General features: G+C 38.1%; 30 protein-coding genes. All 30 read left to right on the forward strand.

Annotated elements, in window-relative coordinates:
• Positions 1-25 precede the first annotated feature (25 nt).
• Entirely contained in the window at positions 26-805 is a 780-nt protein-coding gene (gene codY, locus CYJ36_RS04770; RefSeq protein ID WP_101565272.1) for a GTP-sensing pleiotropic transcriptional regulator CodY, read from the forward strand.
• Positions 806-1089: 284 nt separating this feature from the next.
• Positions 1090-1479, forward strand: a complete 390-nt coding sequence (gene flgB, locus CYJ36_RS04775) for a flagellar basal body rod protein FlgB (RefSeq protein ID WP_101565274.1) — start codon at positions 1090-1092, stop codon at positions 1477-1479.
• Position 1480: 1 nt separating this feature from the next.
• Positions 1481-1933, forward strand: a complete 453-nt coding sequence (flgC, locus tag CYJ36_RS04780; RefSeq protein WP_101565276.1) for a flagellar basal body rod protein FlgC — start codon at positions 1481-1483, stop codon at positions 1931-1933.
• 12 nt (positions 1934-1945) lie between these two features.
• Complete coding sequence (fliE, locus tag CYJ36_RS04785; protein WP_101565278.1) at positions 1946-2251, forward strand: flagellar hook-basal body complex protein FliE; 306 nt, start codon at positions 1946-1948, stop codon at positions 2249-2251.
• A gap of 80 nt (positions 2252-2331) precedes the next feature.
• On the forward strand, positions 2332-3924 hold the full coding sequence (fliF, locus tag CYJ36_RS04790; protein ID WP_101565280.1) for a flagellar basal-body MS-ring/collar protein FliF: 1593 nt from the start codon (positions 2332-2334) through the stop codon (positions 3922-3924).
• Positions 3925-3935: 11 nt separating this feature from the next.
• Complete coding sequence (fliG, locus tag CYJ36_RS04795) at positions 3936-4955, forward strand: flagellar motor switch protein FliG (RefSeq protein WP_101565282.1); 1020 nt, start codon at positions 3936-3938, stop codon at positions 4953-4955.
• Entirely contained in the window at positions 4948-5706 is a 759-nt protein-coding gene (gene fliH, locus CYJ36_RS04800; RefSeq protein ID WP_180850075.1) for a flagellar assembly protein FliH, read from the forward strand. The genes fliG and fliH overlap by 8 nt, the downstream gene beginning before the upstream one ends.
• A 7-nt stretch (positions 5707-5713) precedes the next feature.
• Positions 5714-7036 (forward strand): flagellar protein export ATPase FliI, encoded by a 1323-nt coding sequence (fliI, locus tag CYJ36_RS04805; RefSeq protein WP_101565286.1) that lies wholly within the window; start codon positions 5714-5716, stop codon positions 7034-7036.
• Positions 7033-7476: a flagellar export protein FliJ gene (gene fliJ, locus CYJ36_RS04810; RefSeq protein WP_101565288.1), complete on the forward strand. Its 444-nt coding sequence runs from the start codon at positions 7033-7035 to the stop codon at positions 7474-7476. The genes fliI and fliJ overlap by 4 nt, the downstream gene beginning before the upstream one ends.
• A gap of 11 nt (positions 7477-7487) precedes the next feature.
• Entirely contained in the window at positions 7488-8081 is a 594-nt protein-coding gene (locus tag CYJ36_RS04815) for a MotE family protein (RefSeq protein ID WP_101565290.1), read from the forward strand.
• A 29-nt stretch (positions 8082-8110) separates the two neighbouring features.
• Entirely contained in the window at positions 8111-9496 is a 1386-nt protein-coding gene (locus CYJ36_RS04820) for a flagellar hook-length control protein FliK (RefSeq protein ID WP_101565292.1), read from the forward strand.
• Between the two features lie 12 nt (positions 9497-9508).
• Positions 9509-9979, forward strand: coding sequence for a flagellar hook assembly protein FlgD (gene flgD / locus CYJ36_RS04825; RefSeq protein ID WP_101565294.1), 471 nt, complete (start codon positions 9509-9511; stop codon positions 9977-9979).
• 12 nt (positions 9980-9991) lie between these two features.
• Positions 9992-10363 carry a TIGR02530 family flagellar biosynthesis protein gene (locus tag CYJ36_RS04830; protein WP_101565296.1) on the forward strand — a complete coding sequence of 124 codons (372 nt, stop codon included), beginning with the start codon at positions 9992-9994 and terminating at the stop codon, positions 10361-10363.
• 78 nt (positions 10364-10441) lie between these two features.
• Complete coding sequence (locus CYJ36_RS04835; protein ID WP_101565694.1) at positions 10442-11947, forward strand: flagellar hook-basal body complex protein; 1506 nt, start codon at positions 10442-10444, stop codon at positions 11945-11947.
• 44 nt (positions 11948-11991) lie between these two features.
• Positions 11992-12213: a flagellar FlbD family protein gene (locus CYJ36_RS04840; RefSeq protein ID WP_101565299.1), complete on the forward strand. Its 222-nt coding sequence runs from the start codon at positions 11992-11994 to the stop codon at positions 12211-12213.
• Positions 12206-12640, forward strand: coding sequence for a flagellar basal body-associated protein FliL (gene fliL, locus CYJ36_RS04845; protein ID WP_101565301.1), 435 nt, complete (start codon positions 12206-12208; stop codon positions 12638-12640). Before CYJ36_RS04840 ends, fliL begins: the two co-directional genes overlap by 8 nt.
• Before the next feature lie 34 nt (positions 12641-12674).
• Positions 12675-13673, forward strand: a complete 999-nt coding sequence (gene fliM, locus CYJ36_RS04850; RefSeq protein WP_101565302.1) for a flagellar motor switch protein FliM — start codon at positions 12675-12677, stop codon at positions 13671-13673.
• The gene (fliY, locus tag CYJ36_RS04855) at positions 13663-14823 is read left to right on the forward strand and encodes a flagellar motor switch phosphatase FliY (protein WP_101565304.1); all 1161 of its coding nucleotides are present in this window, start codon (positions 13663-13665) and stop codon (positions 14821-14823) included. Before fliM ends, fliY begins: the two co-directional genes overlap by 11 nt.
• A gap of 21 nt (positions 14824-14844) precedes the next feature.
• The gene (locus tag CYJ36_RS04860; RefSeq protein ID WP_101565306.1) at positions 14845-15207 is read left to right on the forward strand and encodes a response regulator; all 363 of its coding nucleotides are present in this window, start codon (positions 14845-14847) and stop codon (positions 15205-15207) included.
• A gap of 21 nt (positions 15208-15228) precedes the next feature.
• Complete coding sequence (gene fliO, locus CYJ36_RS04865) at positions 15229-15876, forward strand: flagellar biosynthetic protein FliO (RefSeq protein WP_224773434.1); 648 nt, start codon at positions 15229-15231, stop codon at positions 15874-15876.
• A 6-nt stretch (positions 15877-15882) separates the two neighbouring features.
• Positions 15883-16548: a flagellar type III secretion system pore protein FliP gene (fliP, locus tag CYJ36_RS04870; RefSeq protein ID WP_101565308.1), complete on the forward strand. Its 666-nt coding sequence runs from the start codon at positions 15883-15885 to the stop codon at positions 16546-16548.
• 16 nt (positions 16549-16564) lie between these two features.
• Positions 16565-16834 (forward strand): flagellar biosynthesis protein FliQ, encoded by a 270-nt coding sequence (gene fliQ, locus CYJ36_RS04875; protein ID WP_101565310.1) that lies wholly within the window; start codon positions 16565-16567, stop codon positions 16832-16834.
• Between the two features lie 3 nt (positions 16835-16837).
• On the forward strand, positions 16838-17623 hold the full coding sequence (gene fliR, locus CYJ36_RS04880; RefSeq protein WP_101565312.1) for a flagellar biosynthetic protein FliR: 786 nt from the start codon (positions 16838-16840) through the stop codon (positions 17621-17623).
• On the forward strand, positions 17610-18692 hold the full coding sequence (flhB, locus tag CYJ36_RS04885) for a flagellar biosynthesis protein FlhB (protein ID WP_101565315.1): 1083 nt from the start codon (positions 17610-17612) through the stop codon (positions 18690-18692). The genes fliR and flhB overlap by 14 nt, the downstream gene beginning before the upstream one ends.
• A 38-nt stretch (positions 18693-18730) precedes the next feature.
• Entirely contained in the window at positions 18731-20764 is a 2034-nt protein-coding gene (gene flhA, locus CYJ36_RS04890; protein ID WP_101565317.1) for a flagellar biosynthesis protein FlhA, read from the forward strand.
• Positions 20761-21870 (forward strand): flagellar biosynthesis protein FlhF, encoded by a 1110-nt coding sequence (flhF, locus tag CYJ36_RS04895; RefSeq protein ID WP_101565319.1) that lies wholly within the window; start codon positions 20761-20763, stop codon positions 21868-21870. The genes flhA and flhF overlap by 4 nt, the downstream gene beginning before the upstream one ends.
• A 4-nt stretch (positions 21871-21874) precedes the next feature.
• Positions 21875-22753, forward strand: coding sequence for a MinD/ParA family protein (locus CYJ36_RS04900; protein WP_101565321.1), 879 nt, complete (start codon positions 21875-21877; stop codon positions 22751-22753).
• On the forward strand, positions 22746-23813 hold the full coding sequence (locus CYJ36_RS04905; protein WP_101565323.1) for a protein-glutamate methylesterase/protein-glutamine glutaminase: 1068 nt from the start codon (positions 22746-22748) through the stop codon (positions 23811-23813). Before CYJ36_RS04900 ends, CYJ36_RS04905 begins: the two co-directional genes overlap by 8 nt.
• Before the next feature lie 6 nt (positions 23814-23819).
• Complete coding sequence (locus CYJ36_RS04910; protein WP_101565325.1) at positions 23820-25826, forward strand: chemotaxis protein CheA; 2007 nt, start codon at positions 23820-23822, stop codon at positions 25824-25826.
• A 22-nt stretch (positions 25827-25848) separates the two neighbouring features.
• Complete coding sequence (locus tag CYJ36_RS04915) at positions 25849-26310, forward strand: chemotaxis protein CheW (RefSeq protein WP_101565327.1); 462 nt, start codon at positions 25849-25851, stop codon at positions 26308-26310.
• Positions 26311-26316: the final 6 nt, after the last annotated feature.

Consider the following 26316-nt stretch of genomic DNA (forward strand, 5'->3'; position numbering starts at 1 on the left):
ACATATTTCCAGGAGGAACTTAATAATGGCTTTATTGCAAAAAACAAGAAAAATCAATGCGATGCTGCAAAAAGCAGCCGGCAAACCAGTTAATTTTAAAGAAATGTCTGAAACACTCAGTGATGTCATTGAAGCTAATATTTTTGTTGTCAGCCGCCGCGGCAAGCTTTTAGGATTTGCCATCAATCAGCAAATCGAGAATGAACGTATGATTCAAATGCTTGAAGACAGACAATTTCCTGAAGAATACACAAAAAATTTATTCAACGTAAATGAAACATCTTCAAACCTTGACGTATACAGTGAATACACGGCTTTTCCAGTAGAAAATCGTGATCTTTTCAAAAGCGGTCTGACAACAATTGTGCCGATTATCGGCGGAGGCGAGCGTCTTGGAACACTTATCTTAGCCCGTTTGCAAGCGCAATTTGAGGATGATGATTTAATCCTTGCTGAATATGGTGCGACTGTCGTCGGTATGGAAATTCTTCGTGAAAAAGCTGAAGAAATTGAAGATGAAGCTAGAAGTAAAGCTGTTGTACAGATGGCAATCAGTTCACTTTCTTATAGTGAATTAGAAGCAATTGAGCACATCTTTGAAGAATTAAATGGGAATGAAGGTCTATTAGTAGCAAGTAAAATTGCCGATAGAGTTGGAATTACACGTTCAGTGATTGTTAATGCACTTAGAAAACTTGAAAGTGCTGGTGTAATTGAATCACGTTCTCTAGGGATGAAGGGAACTTATATTAAAGTCTTGAATGATAAATTCTTGCTGGAGTTAGAAAAATTAAAAACAAATTAATAATTTGTTTACAGAAAACCACTTCTTTTGAAGTGGTTTTTTGTTTTGGCTGCTTATTATCAGTGGATTTAGTGTAAAGTTCCTATGACATTTAAACCTGAGTGGGTATTAGTGTAAAAAGTATAGGTAAAAAGTACCTATTTAAAAATAGACACAAATTCCGACCTTTTTTTACAAAACCTTCATAGACTTTAAGACTATTTTTTCTTACAATTACAGTATGGATTTAACATAATTCGACAATATACCATTCGAAAGGTATAAGGCTTTTGTGAGGGGACACTATGAAAATTTTTTCTGGAACAATACAATCGCTTGAATCAGCTGTAAATCAAACAACGATGAAGCAAAATGTAATTAGTCAAAATATTGCTAATGTAGATACACCGAATTATAAAGCGAAACAAGTCAGCTTTAAACAATCGCTCAATTCAGAAATCAGCGGGCTCCAAGCAAACCGGACAGATCAGCGGCATTTTTCTTTCGGATCAATGCAAGAATCATACACGATTAAATCGAAGACGAACACTTCCTATCAAGCTAATGGCAATAATGTGGACATTGATAGTGAAATGTCTGATATGGCCAAAAATCAAATTTATTACAACGCATTGATGGACCGCCTCGGCAGTAAATTTAATTCATTAAAAACAGTAATTAGAGGAGGCAGTTAATTTGAACATTTTCAGTCAATTAAATACCACCGCCTCTGCCCTTACAGCACAAAGACTAAGAATGGATGTAATATCATCCAATATGGCTAATGTGGATACCACAAGAGCGAAGCTTGAAAACGGCGAATGGCAGGCATACAGACGCAAAACCGTTGTCACAGAGCCAAATGGCAATACGTTTTCATCTCTTTTACATAAAGCACAAAACAATCAAACAGATAACTTATCAGGTGTAAAAGTAACCGGGATTAAAGAAGATACAACTCCTTTCAAGGTAGTATTTGATCCAGAACATCCTGATGCAAATGATCAGGGGTATGTTGAGCTTCCCAATGTTGATCCGTTAAAAGAAATGGTGGATTTGATCAGCAGCACCCGTTCATATGAAGCAAACGTTACGGTGTTCAATGCGTCTAAAGACATGCTGATGAAGGCACTTGAATTAGGAAAGTAGGAGGACGTGTAAATGATTAATGCGATATCACCTTTTCAGCCGCAAAGCATTCAGGCGAGTCAGCCCTTAAATAGCCAAAGTATTCAAAATACACAGCAAACAAATTTTTCACAATTACTAAAACAATCGATTGAAGAAGTAAATTCGATGCAAATCAAATCAGACGAAATGACCTCTGCTCTGGCAGCAGGAAAAAATGTTGAATTGCAGGATGTTATGATTGCTGCTGAAAAAGCAAGTGTCACTTTGCTTACAACGATTGAAATAAGGAATAAAGCTGTTGAAGCATATCAGGAAATGATGAGAATGCAAATTTAAAGATAGTTTCATAACACTTGCGATGAATGCACTCTTCATTTTTCAGCATTCATGCCGTCATTATCGGGGGATTTCTAGGAATGAATCAAAAGTTAATGGAATTTAGAAATAAGCTAAAGCAAGTTTGGTCTGAACGCTCTAAAGTTCAAAAAGGATTTATTATTGGCGGAATTATTGCTTTGTTTCTTCTGATCGGAATCAGTTCATATGCTGCATCTAAACCAAGTTTAGTTCCGCTCTATAAAGATCTTTCGCCGCAAGAAACAGGTCAAATAAAGGAAACGTTAGATTCCCAAGGAGTACAGTCAAAAATTGCTGACAATGGCGCAACAATAATGGTACCTGCGGAAATGGTAGATACCCTAAAAGTCGAGCTTGCCGCAGAAGGAATTCCAAACAGCGGAGTCATTGACTATTCGTTTTTTGGCCAGAATATTGGATTTGGAATGACAGATAATGAATTTGATGTCTTAAAACTTAAAGCAACACAAACGGAATTGTCGAACTTAATGAAAGGGATAGAAGGTGTTCATGATGCAAATGTCATGATTAATCTTCCAAAAGAATCTGTTTTCGTAAATGAAGACAATGGTGCTTCTACAGCTTCCATTGTTTTAAATATGGAGCCCGGCAATCAGCTTGACCAAACGAAAGTAAACGCCCTTTACCATCTCGTTTCAAAAAGTGTGCCTGGTCTATCTGCTGATAATATCGTCATCATGGATCAGAATTTTGAGTACTATGACCTAAAAAATGCAGAAAATATTCCTGTTGTAGAAAATATTACCACTCAGCATGATTTAAAAACGAAAATTGAGCGGGATATCCAGCGACAAGTTCAAAAAATGCTTGGGACCATGATGGGACAGGATAAAGTAGTTGTGTCTGTAACCGCAGATTTAGACTTTACCCAAGAAAACAGAGAAGAAAACATCGTAGAGCCTGTTGATGAAGAAAATATGGAAGGGCTGGCAGTCAGTGTAGAAAGAATCACGGAAACTTACACTGGTGAAGGAGCACCTGTTGGCGGTGTCACAGGCGTAGGAGAAGACGATGTGCCTGGATACGAAGCTGTTCAGGGAGAAGGCAATGGAGATTACGAAAAAATTGAAGAGCGAATTAACAATGAAGTAAACCGTGTAAAAAAAGAAATTGTTGAAAGTCCTTACAAAGTTCGCGATTTAGGTATTCAAGTCATGGTAGAACCTCCAACTGCAGATGATCCGGACTCGCTTCCAGCTGACAGCGTGGATGACATCGAACAGCTGTTATCAGCGATTGTAAGAACTTCAATCAACAAGGATGAAACAGCAGAACCTCTGACTGATGAGGAAATTGAAGAAAAGATTTCAGTTTCTGTTCAACCGTTTGCAGGCAAGATGGAACTTGCTGAACAAGAAGCAGCTTCAATCCCGTTATGGTTATACATTGTAGGCGGAATCTTACTTATCATTATTATCATTCTCTTGTTCTTATTATTCAGAAGAAGCCGTAAAGAAGAAGATGTGGAATATGAAGAAGAAATGATTGTTCAGGAAAAAATTATCATGCCTGATGTAAATGATGAAGTAGAAAATGAAACAACTGTCCGCAAAAAACAATTAGAACAAATGGCGAAAGAGAAACCTGAAGATTTTGCAAAGCTGCTCAGATCTTGGTTAACGGAAGAATAGGGGGTTAAATGATGGTAAGAAAAGCGAAAAATGGAACACTTACTGGCAAGCAAAAAGCTGCCATCCTTCTTATATCCCTCGGTCCGGATGTAGCTGCTTCAGTTTATAAGCATTTATCAGAAGAAGAGATAGAGAGATTAACACTGGAAATCTCAGGGGTAAGAAAAGTAGATTCCCAGAATAAAGAAGATATTATTGAAGAATTTCATCAAATTGCAATTGCGCAGGAATTCATCTCTCAAGGTGGTATTTCTTACGCTAAGCAAATTCTTGAAAAGGCACTTGGAGAAGAACGTGCATCTAGCATTATCCACCGTCTAACCTCCTCTTTGCAGGTTAAACCATTTGATTTTGCAAGAAAAGCAGATCCCTCCCAGATCTTTAATTTCATTCAAAATGAACACCCGCAAACAATTGCACTGATTTTATCTTATCTTGATCCAGTCCAATCAGGACAAATTTTATCAGGGCTGCCGCATCAGCAGCAGGCTGATATCGCAAGAAGGATTGCAAAGATGGACCGGACTTCACCTGAAATCATTAATGAAGTTGAACAGATTCTTGAGCGAAAATTATCATCAACTGTAACACAGGATTACACGCAAACTGGAGGAGTAGAGGCTGTAGTCGAAGTGCTTAATGGAGTTGACCGCAGTACGGAGAAAACGATTCTCGATTCTCTCGAGATACAAGATCCTGAACTTGCTGAAGAAATTAAAAAACGGATGTTTGTATTTGAAGACATTGTCACGCTTGACAGCAGAGCGATCCAGCGTGTGATTCGCGATGTCGAGAACGAGGACTTGATGCTTTCGCTTAAGGTTGCAAGTGAAGAAGTTAAGGAAGTTGTCTTTAAAAACATGTCTAAGAGAATGGCAGATACATTTAAAGAGGAAATGGAATTTATGGGCCCTGTCAGACTTCGTGACGTAGAAGAAGCCCAATCCCGGATTGTTGCAGTAATCCGCAGGCTGGAAGATGCAGGCGAAATCGTAATCGCGCGCGGCGGAGGAGATGATATCATTGTCTAAATTAATAAAGTCAGCACATGCTCTCCATCATGAAGAAAACAAAAAATCAATTGCATTGCAGACAATAGACATCATATCTCCTACTGATGAAATACAAGAACCAGGTTTATCATCTAAAGCAAAAATTCTGATTCAGAAGGCAAATCAAGAAGCTGATGGAATCATACAATCCGCTAAAGCTGAAGCTGAACAAATTCGAAGAAGCATCTTTGAAGAACAGCAGGCGTGGCTTACAGAACGGGAAATGCAGAAAGAAGAAGCAAGACAAGAAGGGTTTTTAACGGGACTTGATGCTGGTAAAGAAGAAGGTTTAAAGCAATACAGTGCAGGTTTATCAGAAGCCAGGGCAATTGTTGCCCAATCAAAAGAGGATTACATCGAAAAGGTCGTTTCATCGGAAGAAACAGTCGTAAAGCTTGCAGCTAAGCTTGCTGAAAAGCTGATATTTATTCAATTAGAAGAACATCCTGAATGGTTTTTGGAACTTGTTCAAAAAGCATTGAGAGAGGTAAGGGAATATCCCGATATCAAGATTTTCGTCCATCCCATCCATTACCCTCACCTTCTGAATCATAAAAATGAATTAGAAAACGTGCTGATGTCCAAAACTGATCTGTATATTTTCCCTGACGAATCGTTGCCAGAAGGCAGCTGCCAGATTGAATCGCCTTTTGGCAAAATGGATGCGGGAATTGATACACAGCTTCAACAGCTGAAGCTTCAGATGCTTGAATTAGTCGGAGAGGAATGAACACCGTTTGAAAGCTGAAGGTTTGATTCAAAAAATAGATTCATTAGATTCATATAAACGTTATGGAAAAGTGAAAAAAGTGATTGGTCTGATGATTGAATCAAGAGGACCTGAAAGTTCAATCGGCGATTTATGCTATATCTATACAGGGACTGCAAAAAAATCTAAAATTCCTGCAGAGGTTGTCGGGTTCAAAGATGAATATGTCCTATTAATGCCATTTGAACAGCTAACAGAAATTTCTCCAGGAAGTATAGTTGAAGCAACGGATGATTCTCTCAAAATTAAGGTAGGGTCAAGCTTAATAGGAAAGGTGGTAGACGCATTTGGTCACCCCCTTGATCAATCGATCTTGCCAAAGGGACTATCACCGATATCTGCCGAACAAAGTCCCCCTAATCCAATGAAAAGACCACCCATCCATGAACCGATGGAAGTGGGAGTTCGAGTCATTGACAGTCTTCTTTCGGTTGGAAAGGGACAGCGCGTTGGCATATTCGCAGGAAGCGGTGTAGGTAAAAGTACACTTATGGGAATGATTGCAAGAAATACAAAAGCTGATCTGAATGTCATCGCATTAGTAGGTGAACGCGGACGAGAGGTTAGGGAGTTTATCGAAAAGGATTTGGGAGAAGAAGGATTGAGACGTTCAATTGTAGTGGTTGCAACCTCCGATCAGCCGGCCTTAATGAGAATGAAAGCATCTTACACAGCAACAGCCATTGCTGAATATTTCCGCGATAAAGGCATGGATGTCATGTTTATGATGGATTCTGTTACAAGGGTTGCAATGGCGCAAAGGGAAATTGGACTTGCAGTAGGGGAACCTCCAACAACCAAAGGATATACGCCAAGTGTTTTTGCGATCTTGCCTAAGTTATTAGAACGGACTGGGACGAATGAAAAAGGTACGATTACTGCTTTTTATACAGTCCTGGTCGATGGTGATGATATGAACGAACCTATTGCAGATACAGTTCGGGGAATCCTGGATGGGCATATTGTGCTGGATCGGAATCTCGCAAACAAAGGCCAATTTCCAGCGGTAAATGTTTTAAAAAGCATTAGCCGGGTCATGAGTCAAATCGTTTCGGAACCGCAAAAAAAGAATGCATCGAAACTTAGAGATTTACTTGCTACTTATATAAATTCAGAAGACTTAATCAACATTGGAGCATACAAGAGGGGTTCCAGCAGAGAAATTGATGATGCGATTCGATTTTATCCAAAAATCATTGCTTTTTTAAAGCAGGATGTACACGATAAAATTTCTTTTGAAGAAAGTGCAGCTTCATTGGAATTATTGATTGAAAAAGGTGAGAATTTTTGACATATACATACCGGTTTCAAAAAGTCCTTGAACTAAAAGAAAATGAAAAAGAAAAATCTCTTGAAGATTACAACCGCTCTGTTGCGGAGTTCGAAAACGTGGCAGAAAAACTCTTTGACTGCCTGAAGAAAAAAGAAGTCCTTGAAGAGAGGACTATCAATCAGCTGAATACAGGAATGCCAGTACAGGAAATTCGCCACTTTCAGCAGTTTGTCACCAATCTTGAGAAAACAATTACTCATTATCAGCGATTAGTTTTAATTACAAGAAACAACATGAATGAAAAGCAAATGCTGCTTACAGAAAAAAATATAGAAGTAAAAAAGTATGAAAAAATGAAAGAAAAGCATTTTGAAGTCCATCTCGAACATGTGAAAGCATCAGAATCGAAATTAATGGATGATCTATCGATTCAAACCTACATGCTTCGGGGAAATTAGGTGAACGTCTTATGAAAAACAATGAAAAAGATTCTGGAAAGCTTCAATGGGTGTTTTTTGTCATCATAATCCCCATTCTATTCACAGTAACCTTTATCGTTGTCATTCTTTCAGTTGCAGGAATAGATGTACTCGGAAAAATGAAAGAGACAATTTCTCATATACCAGGAACAGCACAAATACTGAATGACGACGAAAAGAAGGCTGAGACTGATCCGGCTGATGAACAAACCAAGAAGCTAAAGGAAGAAAATAAACAGCAAAAAAGCACAATTGAAAAGCAAAATCTTGATATTTCTGCATTGGAAAATGATGCCGATCTAAAAGAAAAGGAAATTCAGGAGCTTAGCCAAGAAGTAAAATCACTCAAAGATCAGCTGCAGCTATCAAAGGAATCAAAAGAAGAAACGGAAGAAAGCAAAGATATAGCAAAGCTCTATGAAAATATGTCCAGCAAAAAAGCGGCAGAGATTATTCCCTTTCTAACTGATGAGGAAGCCGTGCTTATCTTAAGTAAAATCAAAGACGATCAAGTGATTGCAGTATTGGAAAAAATGTCGGCTGAAGATGCAGCCAGATATACGAAAATGCTGGCCAGACAATAAGAAATTTAAAGTAGAAAGGGGGTGGGAATTTGAAGATTATTCCAAGCAATCAGATCTTACTTACAAAAGAAATAGGAATTGAAGAATTAGCCGGTAGTTCACTTAAAAGTATATTTAAAGATTTAATTGCTTCAAATCTAAATGTTCCAAATGAGGAAACTCAAGCAGTAGAAATAACTGAAATCCCTAAAGAAGCAAATCTTATGGATAAAGAAAAGTTACATGATGAGATCCAGATGATTATTTCAGAAGTGAAAGAAATTTTGCAAGGAATTCCTGCATCAGAAGGTTTTTTTATACAGAGTCCACAGTTTTACTCCTCATTAAATCAAACGCTAGATTTGATACAAGGAGAAGCACAGATAATAGTTAAGGATATAATCAGTCAAGCGATATCGATTGAAGATATTTTGTCTTCAGATGAAATAACGTCAGATCAGGTAAATCAGGTAACACTCCTAAATCTGCTTACAGGACTTTCCAAGCTCGAGAAAACAGGACTTCAGCCATTCGAGAAAATCTTAGCAAGAATGAATGATATTATTGCTGAGAACTTTCAAGGATATGAACCGCCTAAGAAATTAGAGGCTCCTGATATTCTTAAATCCTTCATTAATGCGTTTAACTTGTCAGAGGACAAATCTGCAAATGATAAAGAACTAAAAGGTATAAGTGCTGATAATGAAATTTCATTCTTAACGATAAATAGCATCCCTCTACTAAAGCAAAAAGATAAAGGCTCAGTAATGATTGCCAATTTTCAATTTTTACAAGATGAAGCATCAGTAAAGACAGGAGATAAAGTAACATTACAATCAGCCTTAAATCATGACAAAATTGACCAATTGCCATTTGCTCTAAGTTCTCATTTAACGAATGCAGATCAAAAGGTAATGACAGAAAATGAGACAGAACCAAAAAGTCAGAATTTAACTGCAGATGTTTCAAAAACAATTAAACTCGAGCAAAATATTCCTCCACTTAAGGAAAAGACAGCATTGTCAGAGGGAAAAACTTTTATCAATCAATTATATGAAGGATTTAAAAAAATTAATATTGGTCAGTTTTCAAATGGTTTAACGAAAATGACATTGAGGTTAACTCCAGAACATCTTGGCATGCTAACAATCAAGCTTCAGCAGCAAAACGGAGAAATGGTAGCAAGGATTGTGACCTCAACACAATCTGCCAAAGAACTTGTTGATCAAAATTTGCATCATCTTAAGCAGGTTTTGCCCAATATTTCAATTCAAGTTGATCGTTTCGAGGTTTTTACAGATCATCCAAGCGAGAATACTCATCAAGAACATCATTCAAAAGAAGAGGATGAACAAAACCAGCATAAGAATTCTCAAGAATCAGCAGAAAAAACAACTGGAGAATCTTTTAAAGATATATTAAACATAACTATTTAAAGGAGGTATATGATGTCTCAAACTGCAATCGATACAAGTTTATTATTATCAAATCAGCATACTGTACGCACAGGCAGCTCCAATCTTGGAAAAGATGATTTTTTAAAAATATTAATTGCCCAGCTGCAGAATCAAGATCCTTTAAATCCGATGGAAGATAAGGAATTCATCTCACAGATGGCAAACTTTTCATCATTAGAACAAATGACAAACATGAATAAGCAAATTGAATTGTTTGTTCAATCGCAAATGGGTGAAGGGATTTTGAAGTATTCTGAAATGATTTCTAAAGAAGTTGAATGGAATGAAGTGGAAAAAACTGAAAATCAGGATGGTACAACTGAATTAATAAATATAGGAAAAGGAATTGTAAAGTCGATTAAACAGTCTGGGTCTGTAATAATTTTGGAAATGCAGGATGGAAAAGAAATTCCGAGTTATTTAATTACAAAAGTAAGTGAACCCAAAAATGAAGAAATATAAGATGCAGTATGTATGAATATCAATATTAATCCATTAAATCACCAATTGACATTAAAACATGCGAACACAAAGAAGGAAAATTTCAAACCGCATACCTTTCAGGAATTACTCAAAAATCATACAAAATCAACAATAAAAATAAGTAAGCATGCCAATCAAAGATTAATCGAACGCAACATTTCAATTCCTGACTATCAATGGAAGGAAATTCAGGGAAAGATGCAAGAAGCACGAAAAAAGGGGATTAAAGATTCGTTAATCCTTACATCAAATGCAGCTTTAATTGTAAATATTGATCATAATATGGTCGTGACCGCAATGAATAGAAAAGAAGCTTCTTCTCATATTTTCACAAATATAAATGGAACTATCATTATGGACTAAATTGGCTGGACCTTTTTGGAGGCCATCGGCTGTGAATGGACAGAAGCAGCCTATATCAAAAATAAAGGGAGAAATGAAATGTTACGCTCTATGTACTCTGGTATTAGCGGAATGAAAAATTTCCAAGTGAAATTAGATGTAATCGGAAATAATATTGCGAATGTTAACACTTATGGATTTAAAAAAGGTCGAGTTACTTTTAAAGATTTAGTAAATCAGCAAATTTCAGGAGCCAGTGCAGCGACTCAAACCACTAGCGGCATGAATGCCAAGCAGGTTGGTCTTGGCTCTGCATTAAGCTCAATTGATACCATTCACACAACTGGTTCCAATCAAACAACGTCAAGAACGCTGGATGTATCACTTGCTGGAGATGGATTTTTCCCTGTAGCTACTATTAAGGATCTTCAACGTGTGAACATCGATCTTGGAAATCAGCTTGGAGATAACAAAATTAATGGTTCTATCGACAGAGGAATGGACTTAAGCTACACGCGAGCAGGTAACTTTTATTTGGATGACCGGGGATATTTAGTAACAAGTGATGGAATGTTTCTCCTAGGCGAAACAGGCGAGAAATCAATACCGACTGACGCAGCTATAACTAAATCGAATGCAGCCTTAAATGCCATTACAAACTTTAATACACCCTTTAAAAATATGAACGATTCACTAAAGCTTGCTACTAAGAGTGCGAATGACCTAATGAACGCATATAACCAATACAGTGATGCATTCAGCGTGTGGGAAAAAGAAGGAAAACCAGCGACTGGTTCATCATTTCTAGCAAAGGAAAATGCAAGCGCCGCTCTTGAAACGACAAGAGGACAATTCACTTCTAATGTTGCAGCATTTGATAATGTTCTAGGGGATTTCAATACTTCATTAACTAGCTTAAATGGTGATATTGGCTCTTATAACGTTGCAGCTCCAATAAATGATATTTTGAGTCAAATGAGTACATCACTGTCTGTTTTGACTGGACAATATCCTAATGGCGTTCAAGATAAAACTCAGCCTGTCTCTACAACGGATCAAGCAAGCATGAATGATCTTGTTTCGGCTCTTTCTTCATACAGCCTGGACATGGAAAAAATAGGTCAAGCAGTTGTAGGATTCGAAAATTCGGCTGAGTCCCTGCAATCCCCTAACTGGTCAAACAGCTTAAGCGGAGAGGCCGGATTAATTCAAATTCCTCTATCTGCAAAAAGCTTTAATATCGGACCAGATGGTAAAGTGAACTTTGTTGATGAGGGCGGTCAATTGCGCATAGCCGGTCAAATCAGAATAGCTAACTTTGCGAATGAGGGAGGTCTTGAAAAAGTCGGAGGGAATTTATTTAAAGCTTCCAGCAATTCTGGATCTTTAGATCGCAATAACAATGGTATTGAGTTAAACGAATTATTTGCGCCTGGTTCTGATGGTGTGGGCTCGCTTATTTCAGGAACATTGGAAATGTCTAATGTGGATTTGGCAGAAGAATTTACTGAGATGATTGTTGCACAAAGAGGATTTCAGTCAAATACAAAAATTATTTCTACTTCAGATGAAATCTTACAAGAATTAGTTAATTTAAAACGATAGATTAGGAGGAAGGGGGTTCTTCTGCTCAGAGCCCCTGACACATTTTGATTGAGTTGACCCGCCTGAATGGAAAAGGCTTTACTCTAAATGCACTATTTATTGAGCAAGTAGAATCTTTTCCAGATACAACAATTACTTTAACGAATGGCAAAAAATTTGTTGTAAAAGAATCTGAGCAGCAAGTTAGCAAGCTTGTTCAGAGCTTTTATAAAAAAGCCAACCTTTTAGGATTTCCAAAAGGAATGGAGGCTGATGAATATGAATAAAAAATTATTGAGCATTATGCTGGTCATTATTACCTCTATTTCTTTAATCGGAGTAACTGCACTTTTCATAATTACCAATTTTATGACTGATAAAGCAAACGCAAAAGAAAAAGAACCATCCATTGATGAGGTTATCGAGTATTCATTTGATCTTCCGGAAATCACTACGAATCTAGCAAGCGACAATATTGTCCGGTTGTCTTTCAAATTAGAAACCGACAGCAAGAAAGCAAAAGAAGAGCTTGAAAAAAGAGAATTTCAAGTTAGAGATATTATTATTTCAGAGCTTTCGAATATCTCAGCAGAGCAATTGGATGGGAAAGATGGCATGAATGCTTTTAAAGAGACAGTGAAACAGCGTGCAAACAATTTGATGCAAAAAGGCAAAATCCAGAAGGTCTACACAACCTCCTATATCATTCAATAATTTATACATATTATCTTGTTCAGGAGGTGAACGTATGTCCAGTGAGATTCTGTCTCAAAATGAAATCGACGCCCTGCTGTCAGCGATTTCTTCAGGTGAAATGGATGCTGAAGAATTAAAAAAAGAAGAGACAGAGCGAAAAGTAAAAGTTTACGACTTTAAAAGAGCACTTCGTTTCTCAAAAGATCAAATCAGAAGCTTAACGAGAATACATGAAAATTTTGCTAGATTGTTAACAACTTATTTTTCTGCACAGCTGAGGACCTATGTTCAGATAAGTGTAGGATCCGTTGACCAGCTTCCATATGAAGAATTTATTCGATCCATACCTAAAATGACGATTCTTAATGTTTTTGAAGTACACCCGTTAAGCGGACGGATTTTAATGGAAGTGAACCCAAATGTCGCATATGCCATGATGGACAGGCTTTTGGGCGGACTTGGAACAGGTGTAAATAAGGCGGATTCGCTGACTGAAATTGAAAGCAAAATTATGTCAGGTTTGTTTGAAAAATCACTTGAGAACTATCAAGAGGCTTGGAGTTCAATTTATGAAATTGAACCAATCATGAATAATCTTGAAGTAAATCCGCAGTTTTTACAAATGGTTTCACCGAATGAAACAGTTGTTGTTATTTCACTGAATACACAAATTGGAGAAACAAGCGGGATGATTAATTTATGTATTCCTCATGTGATCTTAGAACCGATCATCCCTCGTTTAAGTGTCCATTATTGGATGCAATCTGAAAGAAAAGAACCAAAGCAAAGTGAAGTAGAGGTTTTACAGAGGAAAATTCACTCAGCAGAACTTGAGGTCATAGCAGAATTAGGAAAATCAGAGATTACGATTCAAGAATTTTTAGATATTCAGCCAGGAGATGTCATACAGCTGGAAAAAGCCATTGATCAGCCATTGGTGGTCAAAGTAGGAGACAAACCTAAATTTTTTGGTCAGCCGGGAAAACTAAAGAGAAAAGCAGCTGTGCAAGTCATTGGCCAATATAAGAGGGGGCAAGAAGATGGTGAGTAGCGGAATGTTATCTCAAGATGAGATTGATGCCCTTTTAAAGGGAACAGATTCAAACGATGAAGAAGAGATTACAATACAAACTGATGATTATTTAGACTTAATGGAAAAAGACGCAATTGGAGAAATTGGCAATATCTCTTTTGGAAGTTCAGCAACAGCTCTTTCTACACTTCTTCATCAAAAAGTAGAAATTACTACTCCTACGGTCTCGGTTATTCAAAGGAAAAAACTGTCCGATGAATTCCCGCACCCATATGTAGCTATTGAAGTGAATTACACCGAAGGCTTTATCGGCAGCAACTTACTTGTAATCAAACAAAGTGATGCTGCAATAATTGCTGATTTAATGATGGGCGGAACTGGTGAAATTACGGATTCTTCTCTGGACGAAATCATGATAAGCGCCGTTCAGGAAGCGATGAATCAAATGATGGGATCAGCAGCAACTTCAATGTCTACGATTTTCAACAAGAAAGTAGATATATCTCCTCCTTCAGTTGAACTGTTAGATGTTAAAGAAGGAGAAGGTACTGAAGCGTTTCCTAAAGATGAACTTTTCTTGAAAGTGGCTTTCAGACTGAAAATCGGAGTTTTGATAGATTCAGAAATTATGCAGCTTCTGCCGCTGCAGTTTGCCAAGGACCTTGTTGATGAGCTGATGAATCCGAAGGAACAGGCAGCAGCCGTTGAAGCGGTTAAAGAAGAAGTCCGCGTTGAGCCTTCGAATGCTTATACAGAAACCCGGCATTCAAATGCTGCTCCAGTTCATGCAGAAACTCATCATTCATATTTCGCAGAGCCTGAGCAGACCAGATCTCAGAGACCGGCAGTCGATGTGAAGCCAGCAGAATTTTCATCTTTTGAACCCGTACCGACGTATCAAAAAGAAATGAAAAATCTTGATATGCTGCTTGATATTCCGCTTCAGGTAACAGTCGAACTTGGCCGTACAAAGCGTTCGGTAAAAGAAATTCTCGAGCTGTCATCTGGTTCAATCATTGAACTAGATAAACTTGCAGGCGAACCTGTTGATATCCTTATCAACAATAAAATCGTAGCGCAAGGGGAAGTTGTTGTAATTGAAGAAAATTTCGGGGTTCGCGTTACTGATATTTTAAGTCAGTCTGAGCGTTTAAATAAATTAAAGTAATCATTCATAGGAGAGAAGAAAATGGCACATAAAATTATGATAGTGGACGACGCAGCATTTATGAGAATGATGATTAAAGATATCTTAACGAAAAATGGATTTGATGTCGTTGCAGAAGCTGCAGATGGCGCTCAAGCAGTTGAAAAATACAAAGAGCATCAGCCGGACCTAGTAACAATGGATATTACAATGCCTGAGATGGATGGCATCACAGCACTTAAAGAAATTAAGAAAATGAACGCTCATGCAAAAGTCATCATGTGTTCAGCGATGGGCCAGCAGGCGATGGTTATCGATGCGATCCAGGCAGGAGCTAAAGACTTTATTGTAAAGCCTTTTCAGGCAGACAGAGTTCTCGAAGCCATTAATAAAACATTAAGCTAAAAGGAGTCTTTTCATTTGCAAGTGAAAATTAAATTGATTGGAATCCTATTGTTTCTGGCACTTTTCCTGATCCCGCATGGCGGTTCATTTGTTCATGCGGAGCAGGAGAATAAATCAGTAACAGACTGGGTTGAATCAAATGAAAAAACGGCAGACAGCCAGAATGACAAAACAGAAAGCAAAGAAAGCAGTGACATCCCTGTAAATGAAACATCTGTTTCAGCATGGGATTTCATTAAAATGATTTTAGCAACCGCCTTCGTTGTTTTTTTGATTTACGTGCTGCTGAAGTTTGTTAATAAAAAAAATAAATTTGGATCTACATCACGCTACATTGAAAATCTTGGCGGAACAAACGTAGGACAAAATCGCTCCATTCAACTTGTAAAGGTGGGAAAAAGAATTTTTGTAGTAGGTGTTTCAGACTCAGTTCAGCTCTTGAAAGAAATAGAAGATGAAGACGAATATCGGGAAATTCTTGAAGAACATGAGAAGCGAATATCTCCTGCTATCGAACCTAAAGATTGGGTGAAGAGCATATCAGGTTCTATCCTTAAATATAAAAAAAGTGAACTCCATCAACAGCCCTCGTTTTCATTTAAAGAGCAGCTCGATAAGCTGAAAAATGAAAGACGCAGCAAAATAGATGATTTAAATAGAAAGGATTAGCACAAAATGAATGAATTTGTGGAAATATTCAGCAATAGCGATGCCGCTAACGTAAGCACTTCTGTCAGGCTGCTGTTATTGTTGACTGTCCTTTCTCTTGCACCGAGTATTTTAATCTTAATGACTTGTTTTACACGGATAATCATTGTTTTATCTTTTGTAAGAACATCCCTTGCTACACAGCAAATGCCGCCGAATCAAGTGCTGATCGGTCTTGCGCTGTTTCTGACCTTTTTCATCATGGCACCAACCTTTTCTGAAATAAATGAAAAGGCACTGACGCCATTATTTAATGAAGAAATCGGTTTAGAAGTAGCGTATGATAAGGCGTCATTGCCTCTTAAGGAGTTCATGAGCAAGCATACAAGGCAGAAGGATTTAGCCCTCTTTCTTGATTACGCAAAAATGGAAAAACCTGAGTCTGTTGAAGATATTCCGCTGACCGCACTTGTTCCTGCTTTTGCAATCAGTGAAATAAAAACGGCATTTCAAATCGGCTTTATGATCTTTATACCATTTTTAGTCATCGATATGGTTGTTGCCAGCATCTTAATGTCCATGGGGATGATGATGCTGCCGCCGGTTATGATCTCATTGCCATTTAAAATCCTGTTATTTGTACTCGTAGACGGATGGTACTTAGTAGTTAAATCGCTGCTTCAAAGCTTTTAGGTAGGTGAAAACACATATGAGTTCAGAATTTGTCATTTCTATTGCAGAAAAAGCCATCTATACAACATTGATCATTTGCGGTCCTCTTTTGGTTATTGCTCTAGTCGTCGGATTAGTGGTCAGTGTGTTTCAGGCAACTACTCAAATCCAGGAACAAACACTCGCTTTTGTTCCAAAAATTGTTGGCGTGCTTATCGGTCTCGTCTTTTTTGGACCGTGGATGCTTTCAACAATGATTTCATATGCACAGGATATTTTCGGTAATCTTAATAGATTTGTAGGTTAAAAAATGAATGTTATTGAAAGCTTTCCGGCTTTTTTACTCATATTTGCAAGAATGAGCGCATTTTTTGTTACACTGCCGCTTTTCTCATATCGAACGATCCCGGCTTCACATAAAATTGGATTTTCATTTTTTCTTTCTTTAATCGTTTTTTCGGCTATTGATCCATCTGGAATGGAACTGAACGGAGCTTTTATCCTTCTCGCTATAAAAGAGGTCATGGTTGGTTTATTACTTGGTTTTTCAGCTTATCTTATCCTCTCCGCCGTTCAAATAGCCGGAAGTCTTATCGACTTTCAGATGGGCTTTGCCATCGCAAACATCATTGACCCGCAGACCGGGGCGCAAAGTCCGCTGATTGGTCAATTCTTAAATGTATTGGCATTACTGCTGATGTTAAGTTTAAATGCGCATCACTTATTACTAGATGGTGTTTTTTACAGTTATCAATACATCCATTTAGATGATGGATTTCCGTTCGGTAATGGAAATATTGCAGAAATGGTAACCAACGCCTTTAATACGGCGTTTCTGATTGCCTTTCAAATGTCATTCCCTGTTGTGGCTTCCTTATTCTTAGTGGATTTGGCACTTGGAATTGTAGCCCGTACAGTTCCGCAGCTAAATATTTTTGTGGTGGGATTGCCGCTTAAAATCGGCGTCAGCTTCATCATGCTGATTTTAGTGATGGGTGCCATGTTTGCACTTATGCAGCATGTATTTGAAACGATGCTATACACGATGAGGGAATTAATGGAATTATTCGGAGGAGCAGGCAATGGAATTTCTTAAACTTGATTTGCAATTCTTTTCAGGTGAAAAAACCGAAAAAGCAACACCGCGAAAACGGGATGATGTCCGTAAAAAAGGTCAGGTAGCCAAAAGTGCTGATGTTAATACAGCTATCAGTCTCCTTGCTATTTTCTTATCACTCCTCTTTATTGGACCATTTATGCTTGAACGGATACTCGGAATGATGCATTCATCTTTGCAAGAAACACTTTTAATGAATGTATCAGAAAAAAATGTACATGAATTGATGGTTGATATGCTGATTGAATCAGCTTATATTATCGCACCGATTATGGGTGTTGCTCTAGTGGCAGGAGTGGCTGGAAACTATATGCAGGTAGGCTTCCTTTTTTCAACTGAGGCCATTCAGATGAAGCTTGAAAAAATCAATCCTCTTCAAGGTTTTAAACGCATTTATTCCTTGAGGGCAATTGTCGAACTCTTTAAGTCAATTTTGAAAATATCATTTGTTGGAGCCATAACTTTTTCGGTAATCTGGTTTAAAATGCCAGAGATTCTCTCTCTTTCAAAATTAACAGTCGAAGAAGCGTTCATCTTTATTGCAAATTTAACCTTTCAAATGGGACTCTTTGCATCAATTGCACTTTTGTTTTTAGCGCTCCTTGACTATTTTTATCAGAAATTTGATTTTGAAAAGAATATCCGGATGTCGAAACAAGATTTGAAAGATGAGTATAAAAAGTCAGAAGGCGATCCTTTAATAAAATCACGAATTAAACAAAGGCAGAGAGAAATGGCAACTCGCAGAATGATGCAGGATGTTCCTCAGGCAGATGTCGTTATTACGAATCCGACTCATTTTGCCATCGCTTTAAAATATGATGAAAACAAAATGGATGCACCGTTCGTTGTCGCTAAAGGAGTCGATTTTGTTGCACAAAAAATTAAAGAGACTGCAAAGGCTAATGATGTGACAATGGTTGAAAATCGGCCTTTAGCTAGAGCGCTTTACGATCAAGTCGAGATTGGAAAAGCAGTGCCTGAAGAATTTTTTAAAGCAATTGCTGAAATATTGGCTTATGTCTATCAGCTGAAAAATAAAATTTGATTTTTTGATGTATGTTTCGATTGAAAGAGAGGTTTACCATGTCAGCTAGAGATTTATCTGTTCTTTTGAGTGTCATTTTAATTGTAGCGATGCTTATTATTCCTTTTCCTACATGGCTTCTGAGCTTGCTTATTATGTTAAATATCACGCTTGCCCTGTTAGTGCTTTTAACAACTATGAATATGAGAGAGCCGCTTGATTTTGCTATTTTTCCATCTCTTTTACTTTTATTGACTCTCTTTCGTCTTGGATTAAATGTTTCAACGACGCGAGCCATTCTTTCACATGGAGAAGCGGGCGGGGTTGTTGAAACGTTTGGAACGTTTGTTGTTGGCGGAAATGTTCTTGTAGGTTTTGTTGTTTTCCTGATTTTAATCATCATTCAGTTTGTGGTTATTACCAAGGGTTCTGAAAGGGTATCAGAAGTTGCTGCGAGGTTCACCCTTGATGCAATGCCAGGAAAACAAATGAGCATCGATGCTGATTTGAACGCAGGTGTCATTTCTGAACAGCAGGCTCGCACACGCCGGGATAAAGTCTCAAGAGAAGCTGATTTTTACGGAGCGATGGACGGAGCCAGCAAGTTTGTAAAAGGGGATGCAATTGCCGGTATTATCATTGTCATTATTAACATGATTTTTGGAATCATTATCGGCATGATGCAGCTGGGAATGGGCTTTGGAGATGCAGCTTCTCACTTCACAATGTTAACGGTTGGAGACGGGATCGTAAGCCAAATACCGGCTCTTCTCATATCAACAGCGACTGGGATTGTTGTAACTAGAGCTGCATCAGATGGAAATTTAGGAACCGATATTACGGGTCAATTATTCGCTTATCCAAAGATGATGTACGTGGCTGCAGGTACAATTCTTATGCTAGGTTTGTTTACACCAATTGGATTGTTGGTATCGGGACCAATTGCAGCCGCTTTTGGTTTTGGAGGGTATTTTATCTCTAAATCTCAGGATGCTCAGCAAAAAACGGAAGAAATCATCGAGGAAGAAGTAGAAATTGATGAAATGAAAACGCCTGAGAGTGTTGTTCAGCTGCTGAATGTAGATCCAATTGAATTTGAATTTGGATATGGTCTCATTCCGCTTGCAGATACAAATCAGGGCGGTGATCTGCTCGATCGGATTGTGATGATTCGCAGGCAGCTTGCGATTGAGCTCGGAATGGTCATTCCGGTAGTACGCATTCGTGACAACATCCAGCTGCAGCCAAACGAATATAGACTTAAGCTAAAAGGAAACGAAGTGGCCAAGGGTGAAATTCTCTTAGATCATTATCTGGCGATGGCACCGGGAATTGAAGATGATTCAATTGAAGGAATTGATACAATTGAACCATCGTTTGGATTGCCGGCCAAGTGGATCAATGAAGAAAATAAGGATTCAGCGGAAATGTTTGGCTACACAGTTGTCGATCCTCCTTCTGTTGTTTCAACCCATATTACTGAAACAATTAAACAAAATGCACATGAATTACTTGGACGTCAGGAAACGAAGCAGCTCATTGATCATTTAAAAGAATCATATCCGATCCTGGCAGATGAGGTTACGCCATCTCCGCTTTCCATCGGAGATGTTCAAAAAGTGCTAGCCAAGCTGCTGAAGGAAAAAGTGTCGATTCGGAATTTGCCGGTTATTTTCGAATCATTGGCAGACTACGGAAAACTGACAACTGATACCGAGCTGCTAGGCGAATATGTCAGACAGGCTCTTGCAAAACAAATAACCAGTCAGTATACCACAAGTGAAACATTAAAAGTTGTGACCCTATCAGGAAGAGTAGAGAAAGCAGTAGCAGAAGGTGTTCAGCAAACGGAGCATGGAAATTATTTATCTCTTGAACCTGATATCTCTCAGGCTATTATTGAATCCATTGCAAAAGAAATGGAGCAATTAACTCTTCAGGAGCAATCACCGATTCTTTTATGTTCCCCTGCAGTAAGAATGTATGTCAGACAGCTGATCGACCGCTACTTTCCTCTGCTGCCGGTGCTTTCCTATAACGAGCTTGAAGCAAATGTAGAAGTTCAAAGTGTTGGGGTGGTGAATATAGCATGAAGGTAAAAAAATACATCGCTCCGAATATGCAGGAAGCGATGAAGAAAATTAAAAGCGAGTTAGGACAAGATGCCGTTATTTTAAACTCAAAAGTTGTGCATACAGGTGGTGTGCTCGGTCTTTTTATGAAAAAAAAGATTGAGGTAATTGCTGCATTGGACCCTGATCCGATAGTGAGTAAAAAAAGCAGCAAATCAGACAATATACCTTTTATTACAACACATGCACAAGAAGATAAGGAGCCTGCTGAAAAAGATCATTCATCTTTGCTATCAGAAGTCCGCGAACTGAAAAACTTGGTAAAATCGCTCAGCGTGGATGAAAAGCAAATGCAATTGCCTGTTGCCGTTAAAAAGATGAACCAGCTGCTCCTTGAAAAAGAAATAGATTCTGTCCGCAGAGCTGAAATAATATCTGAAGTGATGTTTGATCCTGCAGAAAAGTCCTTATCGGAACTGAACGAAGAATTGTCGAAGGTAATGGAGATCAAAATGAAACACCTGGATTTCGGCGGGATTTCATATCAGAAAAAATACATTAACGTTGTTGGTCCAACAGGTGTTGGAAAAACGACAACTTTGGCTAAGCTTGCTGCAGAAAGCATGCTTCAAAAACAAAAAAAGATTGCTTTTATTACGACTGACACTTATCGGATTGCGGCAATCGAACAGCTGAAAACATACGCTAAGATATTAGATGCACCGCTTGAAGTCTGCTATTCTCCTGAAGATTTTCAGCATGCGAAAGAAAAATTCAAAGATATGGATATGGTTTTTATTGATACGGCAGGCAGGAATTTCAGAAATCAGCAATTCGTTCATGATTTAGAAAAGTTGATTGATTTCACTGAAGAAGTGGAAACATTCTTAGTTTTGTCTGTTACTTCTAAATTGAAAGACATGCTTGAAATCTATGAAAATTTCTCACGGATGGAGATTGATAAAATCATCTTTACAAAGCTGGATGAAACGAAAACAAAAGGTACGATGTTTGATTTTATTCTTTCAGTTAACAAAGGTGTAGCCTATATGACAAATGGCCAAAATGTGCCGGATGATATCATGGCTGCCACCCCAAAACAGACAGCAGCAGAAATCATGAGGTAACAAAATGGATCAAGCAGAGAAGCTAAGAAAGCACTTGCAAAAGTTAAAAAACAGTTCTGCAAAAACAATTGCGGTCCTAAGCGGAAAAGGCGGAGTAGGAAAATCAAACGTATCACTGAACCTTGCATTAGGTTTGATTAACAGTCAAAAACGTGTTTTGTTATTTGATTTAGATATTGGTTATGGAAACATTGACATTTTAATTGGACAATCGAGCAGGTATTCGATTGTTGATTTTTTCGAAAATAACAAGCAAATTGACGATGTTATCAATAATGGGCCAAATGGTCTCGATTATATCTCAGGAGGTACAGGGCTGTCGTATTTGTTCAGAATGAAGCAGGAGCAATTTGATGACTTTTCCGCGCAGCTAGAGACAGTGTTCGACCATTATGATTTTATTATTTTTGATATGGGAGCCGGTATGTCAGGCGATAGCCTGAAGTTTATGCTTTCTGTCGAGGAAATGATAGTTGTGACCACACCTGAGCCTACCTCGATAACAGATGCTTATTCTGCAATAAAGTATATTAGTATGCATGAACAGAGTATTTCAATTTCAATTATTGTAAATCGTGCAGCCAGCAGAAAAGCAGCTCATATGTCATATATGCGAATGCAAACAGCGATTGAGCAATTTCTTGCATTGAAAGCTTCATTTGCAGGTTGGTTGCCTGATGACCGCCGGGTATCAGAAGCGGTTATCAGACAAACTCCCTTTACACTGCTTTTTCCAAAAAGTGATGCAGCAAGAGCTATGCAAGACATTGTAAATGACTGTTTAGTTCGCAGCGAAGGAAAGAATCTTAATCTCGTTAATCAATCTTCATTTATGAAAAAAATGTCACATTTTTTCACGAAAGGCAGGATTTCAAATGAGTAAAATTACCGTCCTTGTGGTTGACGACTCTGCCTTTATGAGAAAGCTAATTACAGATTTCCTTCAGGAAAGCGGGCAAATTGAAGTTGTTGCAACAGCACGTAATGGAGCAGATGCCCTTTCAAAAATCAGCCAATTTAATCCTGATGTTGTGACCCTTGATATTGAGATGCCAGTAATCGACGGGCTTCAAACATTGAGGTTGATCATGGCTGAATGTCCAAGGCCTGTGATCATGCTCTCCAGTACGACGAAAGAAGGCACTGACAATACAATTTTATCCCTGCAGCTTGGAGCGATTGATTTTATTCCAAAGCCTTCGGGTGCGATATCGTTAGATCTTCATAAAGTGAAAGAAGAATTAATTCAAAAAATACATATCGCAAGCAAATCAAACCAGAACCAGAAAAAATTCATTTCTGAAATAACAGGACCAATCCGGCTGAACAACGAGATTTTCAGAAAAAAGAAAGAATACCTTCATCATTTGATTTGCATTGGCACATCCACTGGCGGTCCAAGAGCATTACAGCAAGTCTTGCCGAAATTACCTAAAAATATTGAAGCGCCAATTTTTGTCGTTCAGCATATGCCAGAAGGTTTTACACAATCATTGGCAGCAAGGCTGAATGCACTCTCAGAAATCTCCGTGAAAGAGGCAGAGGATGGAGAAACCGCAAAAAACGGCACAGCTTACATAGCACCTGGGGGTTACCATTTGAAGGTTGTAAGGTCAGCAAACCGCCTTGTCATGACATTGGATAAAGAAGAACAGCGCAAAGGTCACAGGCCATCTGTTGACACAATGTTCGAATCAATAAGCAAGCTAAAAGATATACATAAAGTGGCTGTGATTATGACAGGCATGGGTGCTGACGGGATGGAAGGGTTAAAGAAACTGAAGCAATCAGGAGATCTTCATGCCATCTCAGAATCTGAAAAAACTTCTATTGTTTTTGGAATGCCTAAAATGGCAATCCAGTCAAATGCCATTGATGTAGTTGAAGATGTACAGAACATCGCTGCTTCTATTATGAAATTTATTCGAGGCAAAGGGGAGTAAACCAATATGGATATGAATCAATACTTAGAGGTTTTCATTGAAGAAAGTAAAGAACATTTGCAATCTTGTAATGAAAAGCTGTTAGAGCTGGAAAAGAACCCGGCAGACTTGTCGATTGTAAATGAAATTTTCCGTTCAGCCCATACGCTAAAAGGCATGAGTGCTACTATGGGATACGAAGATTTAGCTAACTTGACACATCACATGGAAAATGTGCTTGATGCCATTCGCCATGAAAAACTATCAATAACGGATGCAATGCTTGATGTCGTATTTCTGGCTGTTGATGACCTAGAAGAAATGGTTTTATCCATCGCAGAAGGCGGAAACGGAAAAAAAGATGTTACTGCAGTCATTAGTCAATTAAAAAAGATTGAATCAGGCGAAGAGATTTCCATTGAAGCTGCGGAAGAAATACCAAATGAGTCTCAAATGAATCAATTTGATGATTTTGAACTTACTGTTTTGCATCAATCGAAAGAGCAGGGTTTTCATACATACGAAGTTACAATTAAGCTAAGAGAAGATTGTTTATTAAAAGCAGCTCGTGTTTTTATGGTATTTGAAATCGCGGAGAAACTTGGTGAAATTATTAAATCAGTACCATCTGTTGACTTGCTGGAAGAAGAGAAATTTGATCATCAGTTTCAATTAGCCTTTGTGACAAAGGAAACAGCAGATGAAATCCAGAGACAAATTATGAAAGTTTCTGAGATTCAGACTGTGACTGTATCTCCACTCACCATAGATAAAAAAATGATAGATCAAGAGGCTAAGCAGGAAGTTGCTGAACAAGCTTACGAAGAACTGATTTCAGCAAAAGAAGAAGCAGCCCCCTCAGCTTCAAAAGGTTCTGCACCTGCAAGTTCAAAAACCATTAGGGTAAACATTGACAGACTGGATAGTCTAATGAACCTCTTTGAAGAGCTTGTCATCGATAGAGGGAGATTGGAGCAAATTTCAAAGCACTTGAATAATGGAGAATTGAATGAAACGGTTGAGCATATGTCACGTATTTCAGGTGATCTCCAAACAATCATTTTAAATATGAGAATGGTTCCTGTTGAGACGGTTTTCAATCGATTCCCGCGGATGATCAGACAACTTGCGAAGGATTTGAATAAAAAAATCAATCTTGAGATTGCAGGTGCTGAAACAGAACTTGATCGGACGGTTATTGATGAAATAGGTGATCCGCTCGTTCACTTATTAAGAAATGCAATTGATCATGGGATTGAAACACCTGAAACACGATTGAAGAACGGAAAACGGGAAGAAGGAAAGGTTGTCCTGAGAGCCTATCACAGCGGAAATTACGTTTTCATAGAGATTGAAGATGATGGAGCGGGCATCAGCAGGGAACGAGTATTGAAAAAAGCCATCGACAGAGGAATTGTATCTGAAAAACTAGCAGAAACGTTAACAGATAAGCAAGTATTTGAATTGATTTTCTCATCAGGATTTTCAACAGCAGAAACGATTTCAGATATTTCAGGCAGAGGAGTGGGCCTTGATGTTGTAAAGAATAAGATCGAAGCACTTGGCGGCTCCATCTCAATTGATTCAAGTGAAGGACACGGATCTTTATTTTCCATTCAGCTTCCGCTGACACTATCCATTATTTCAGTCATGCTCGTGAAGCTTGCAAATGAAACATTCGCCCTTCCGATTTCTTCTATTATTGAAACAGCTGTTATTCAAAAAGATGAAATAATGAATGCACATAATCAGAAAGTGATTGATTTTAGAGGCAAAATTGTTCCTCTAATTTCATTAACTGATGTATTTGAAGTGCCTTCTAATGATAGTGAAGATTCACACCTTGCGATAGTTATCGTGAAAAAAGGCGATAAAACGGCTGCTTTAGTAGTGGACTCTTTTATTGGACAGCAGGAAATTGTTTTAAAATCCCTCGGAAATTACTTAAATGCCGTTTTTGCAGTTTCAGGTGCAACGATATTAGGTGACGGACAAGTAGCTTTGATAATAGATTGCAATGCCCTCATAAAATAGCTGTTAAAAAGGAGATTTAAACATGACGGATTCTATCGTTAATCATATTAAAATGATTGTTTTTCAATTAAACCATGAAGAATACGGAATCTCAGTTGATAAGGTCCGCTCGATTGAAAAAATACAAGGTTTCACGAGGGTGCCTGGTACTGAGCCATTTGTCAAAGGGGTTATAAATCTAAGAGGAATCGTAACGCCCATTATTGATTTGCGCACCAGATTTGAAATGGAGCAGCAAAGCTACACTGACAGCACACGAATTATTATTGCCTCATTAGAGCAATTTGAAGTCGGTTTAATTGTAGATGCTGCCAACGATGTCATTGATATTTCGCTTGATGAAATCGAACCTCCTCCGGAAGTTGTAGGTGCAGTTGAAGGTGATTATGTAGAAGGCGTAGCAAAGATTGATAAAAGACTTATCATTATTCTTGAATTAAATAAAGTTTTGTCAGCAGATAAAAAGCTGATCATGCAATCATAGGACTCT

Source organism: Bacillus sp. UMB0893 (assembly GCF_002858905.1).
GTDB lineage: Bacteria > Bacillota > Bacilli > Bacillales > Bacillaceae > Bacillus_P.

Excerpts from the sequence above, each read along its gene's own strand:
- fliL (WP_101565301.1), top strand. The coding sequence starts at position 12,206 with ATGAATAAAAAATTATTGAGCATTATGCTGGTCATTATTACCTCTATT.
- CYJ36_RS04900 (WP_101565321.1), top strand. The coding sequence starts at position 21,875 with ATGGATCAAGCAGAGAAGCTAAGAAAGCACTTGCAAAAGTTAAAAAAC.
- fliR (WP_101565312.1), top strand. The coding sequence starts at position 16,838 with ATGAATGTTATTGAAAGCTTTCCGGCTTTTTTACTCATATTTGCAAGA.
- fliE (WP_101565278.1), top strand. The coding sequence starts at position 1,946 with ATGATTAATGCGATATCACCTTTTCAGCCGCAAAGCATTCAGGCGAGT.
- fliY (WP_101565304.1), top strand. The coding sequence starts at position 13,663 with ATGGTGAGTAGCGGAATGTTATCTCAAGATGAGATTGATGCCCTTTTA.
- flhB (WP_101565315.1), top strand. The coding sequence starts at position 17,610 with ATGGAATTTCTTAAACTTGATTTGCAATTCTTTTCAGGTGAAAAAACC.
- CYJ36_RS04835 (WP_101565694.1), top strand. The coding sequence starts at position 10,442 with ATGTTACGCTCTATGTACTCTGGTATTAGCGGAATGAAAAATTTCCAA.
- flgD (WP_101565294.1), top strand. The coding sequence starts at position 9,509 with ATGTCTCAAACTGCAATCGATACAAGTTTATTATTATCAAATCAGCAT.
- fliG (WP_101565282.1), top strand. The coding sequence starts at position 3,936 with ATGGTAAGAAAAGCGAAAAATGGAACACTTACTGGCAAGCAAAAAGCT.
- CYJ36_RS04905 (WP_101565323.1), top strand. The coding sequence starts at position 22,746 with ATGAGTAAAATTACCGTCCTTGTGGTTGACGACTCTGCCTTTATGAGA.
- CYJ36_RS04815 (WP_101565290.1), top strand. The coding sequence starts at position 7,488 with ATGAAAAACAATGAAAAAGATTCTGGAAAGCTTCAATGGGTGTTTTTT.
- CYJ36_RS04910 (WP_101565325.1), top strand. The coding sequence starts at position 23,820 with ATGGATATGAATCAATACTTAGAGGTTTTCATTGAAGAAAGTAAAGAA.
- fliP (WP_101565308.1), top strand. The coding sequence starts at position 15,883 with ATGAATGAATTTGTGGAAATATTCAGCAATAGCGATGCCGCTAACGTA.
- CYJ36_RS04915 (WP_101565327.1), top strand. The coding sequence starts at position 25,849 with ATGACGGATTCTATCGTTAATCATATTAAAATGATTGTTTTTCAATTA.
- fliM (WP_101565302.1), top strand. The coding sequence starts at position 12,675 with ATGTCCAGTGAGATTCTGTCTCAAAATGAAATCGACGCCCTGCTGTCA.
- codY (WP_101565272.1), top strand. The coding sequence starts at position 26 with ATGGCTTTATTGCAAAAAACAAGAAAAATCAATGCGATGCTGCAAAAA.
- CYJ36_RS04860 (WP_101565306.1), top strand. The coding sequence starts at position 14,845 with ATGGCACATAAAATTATGATAGTGGACGACGCAGCATTTATGAGAATG.
- fliQ (WP_101565310.1), top strand. The coding sequence starts at position 16,565 with ATGAGTTCAGAATTTGTCATTTCTATTGCAGAAAAAGCCATCTATACA.
- flgB (WP_101565274.1), top strand. The coding sequence starts at position 1,090 with ATGAAAATTTTTTCTGGAACAATACAATCGCTTGAATCAGCTGTAAAT.
- fliF (WP_101565280.1), top strand. The coding sequence starts at position 2,332 with ATGAATCAAAAGTTAATGGAATTTAGAAATAAGCTAAAGCAAGTTTGG.
- CYJ36_RS04830 (WP_101565296.1), top strand. The coding sequence starts at position 9,992 with ATGAATATCAATATTAATCCATTAAATCACCAATTGACATTAAAACAT.
- flhA (WP_101565317.1), top strand. The coding sequence starts at position 18,731 with ATGTCAGCTAGAGATTTATCTGTTCTTTTGAGTGTCATTTTAATTGTA.
- flhF (WP_101565319.1), top strand. The coding sequence starts at position 20,761 with ATGAAGGTAAAAAAATACATCGCTCCGAATATGCAGGAAGCGATGAAG.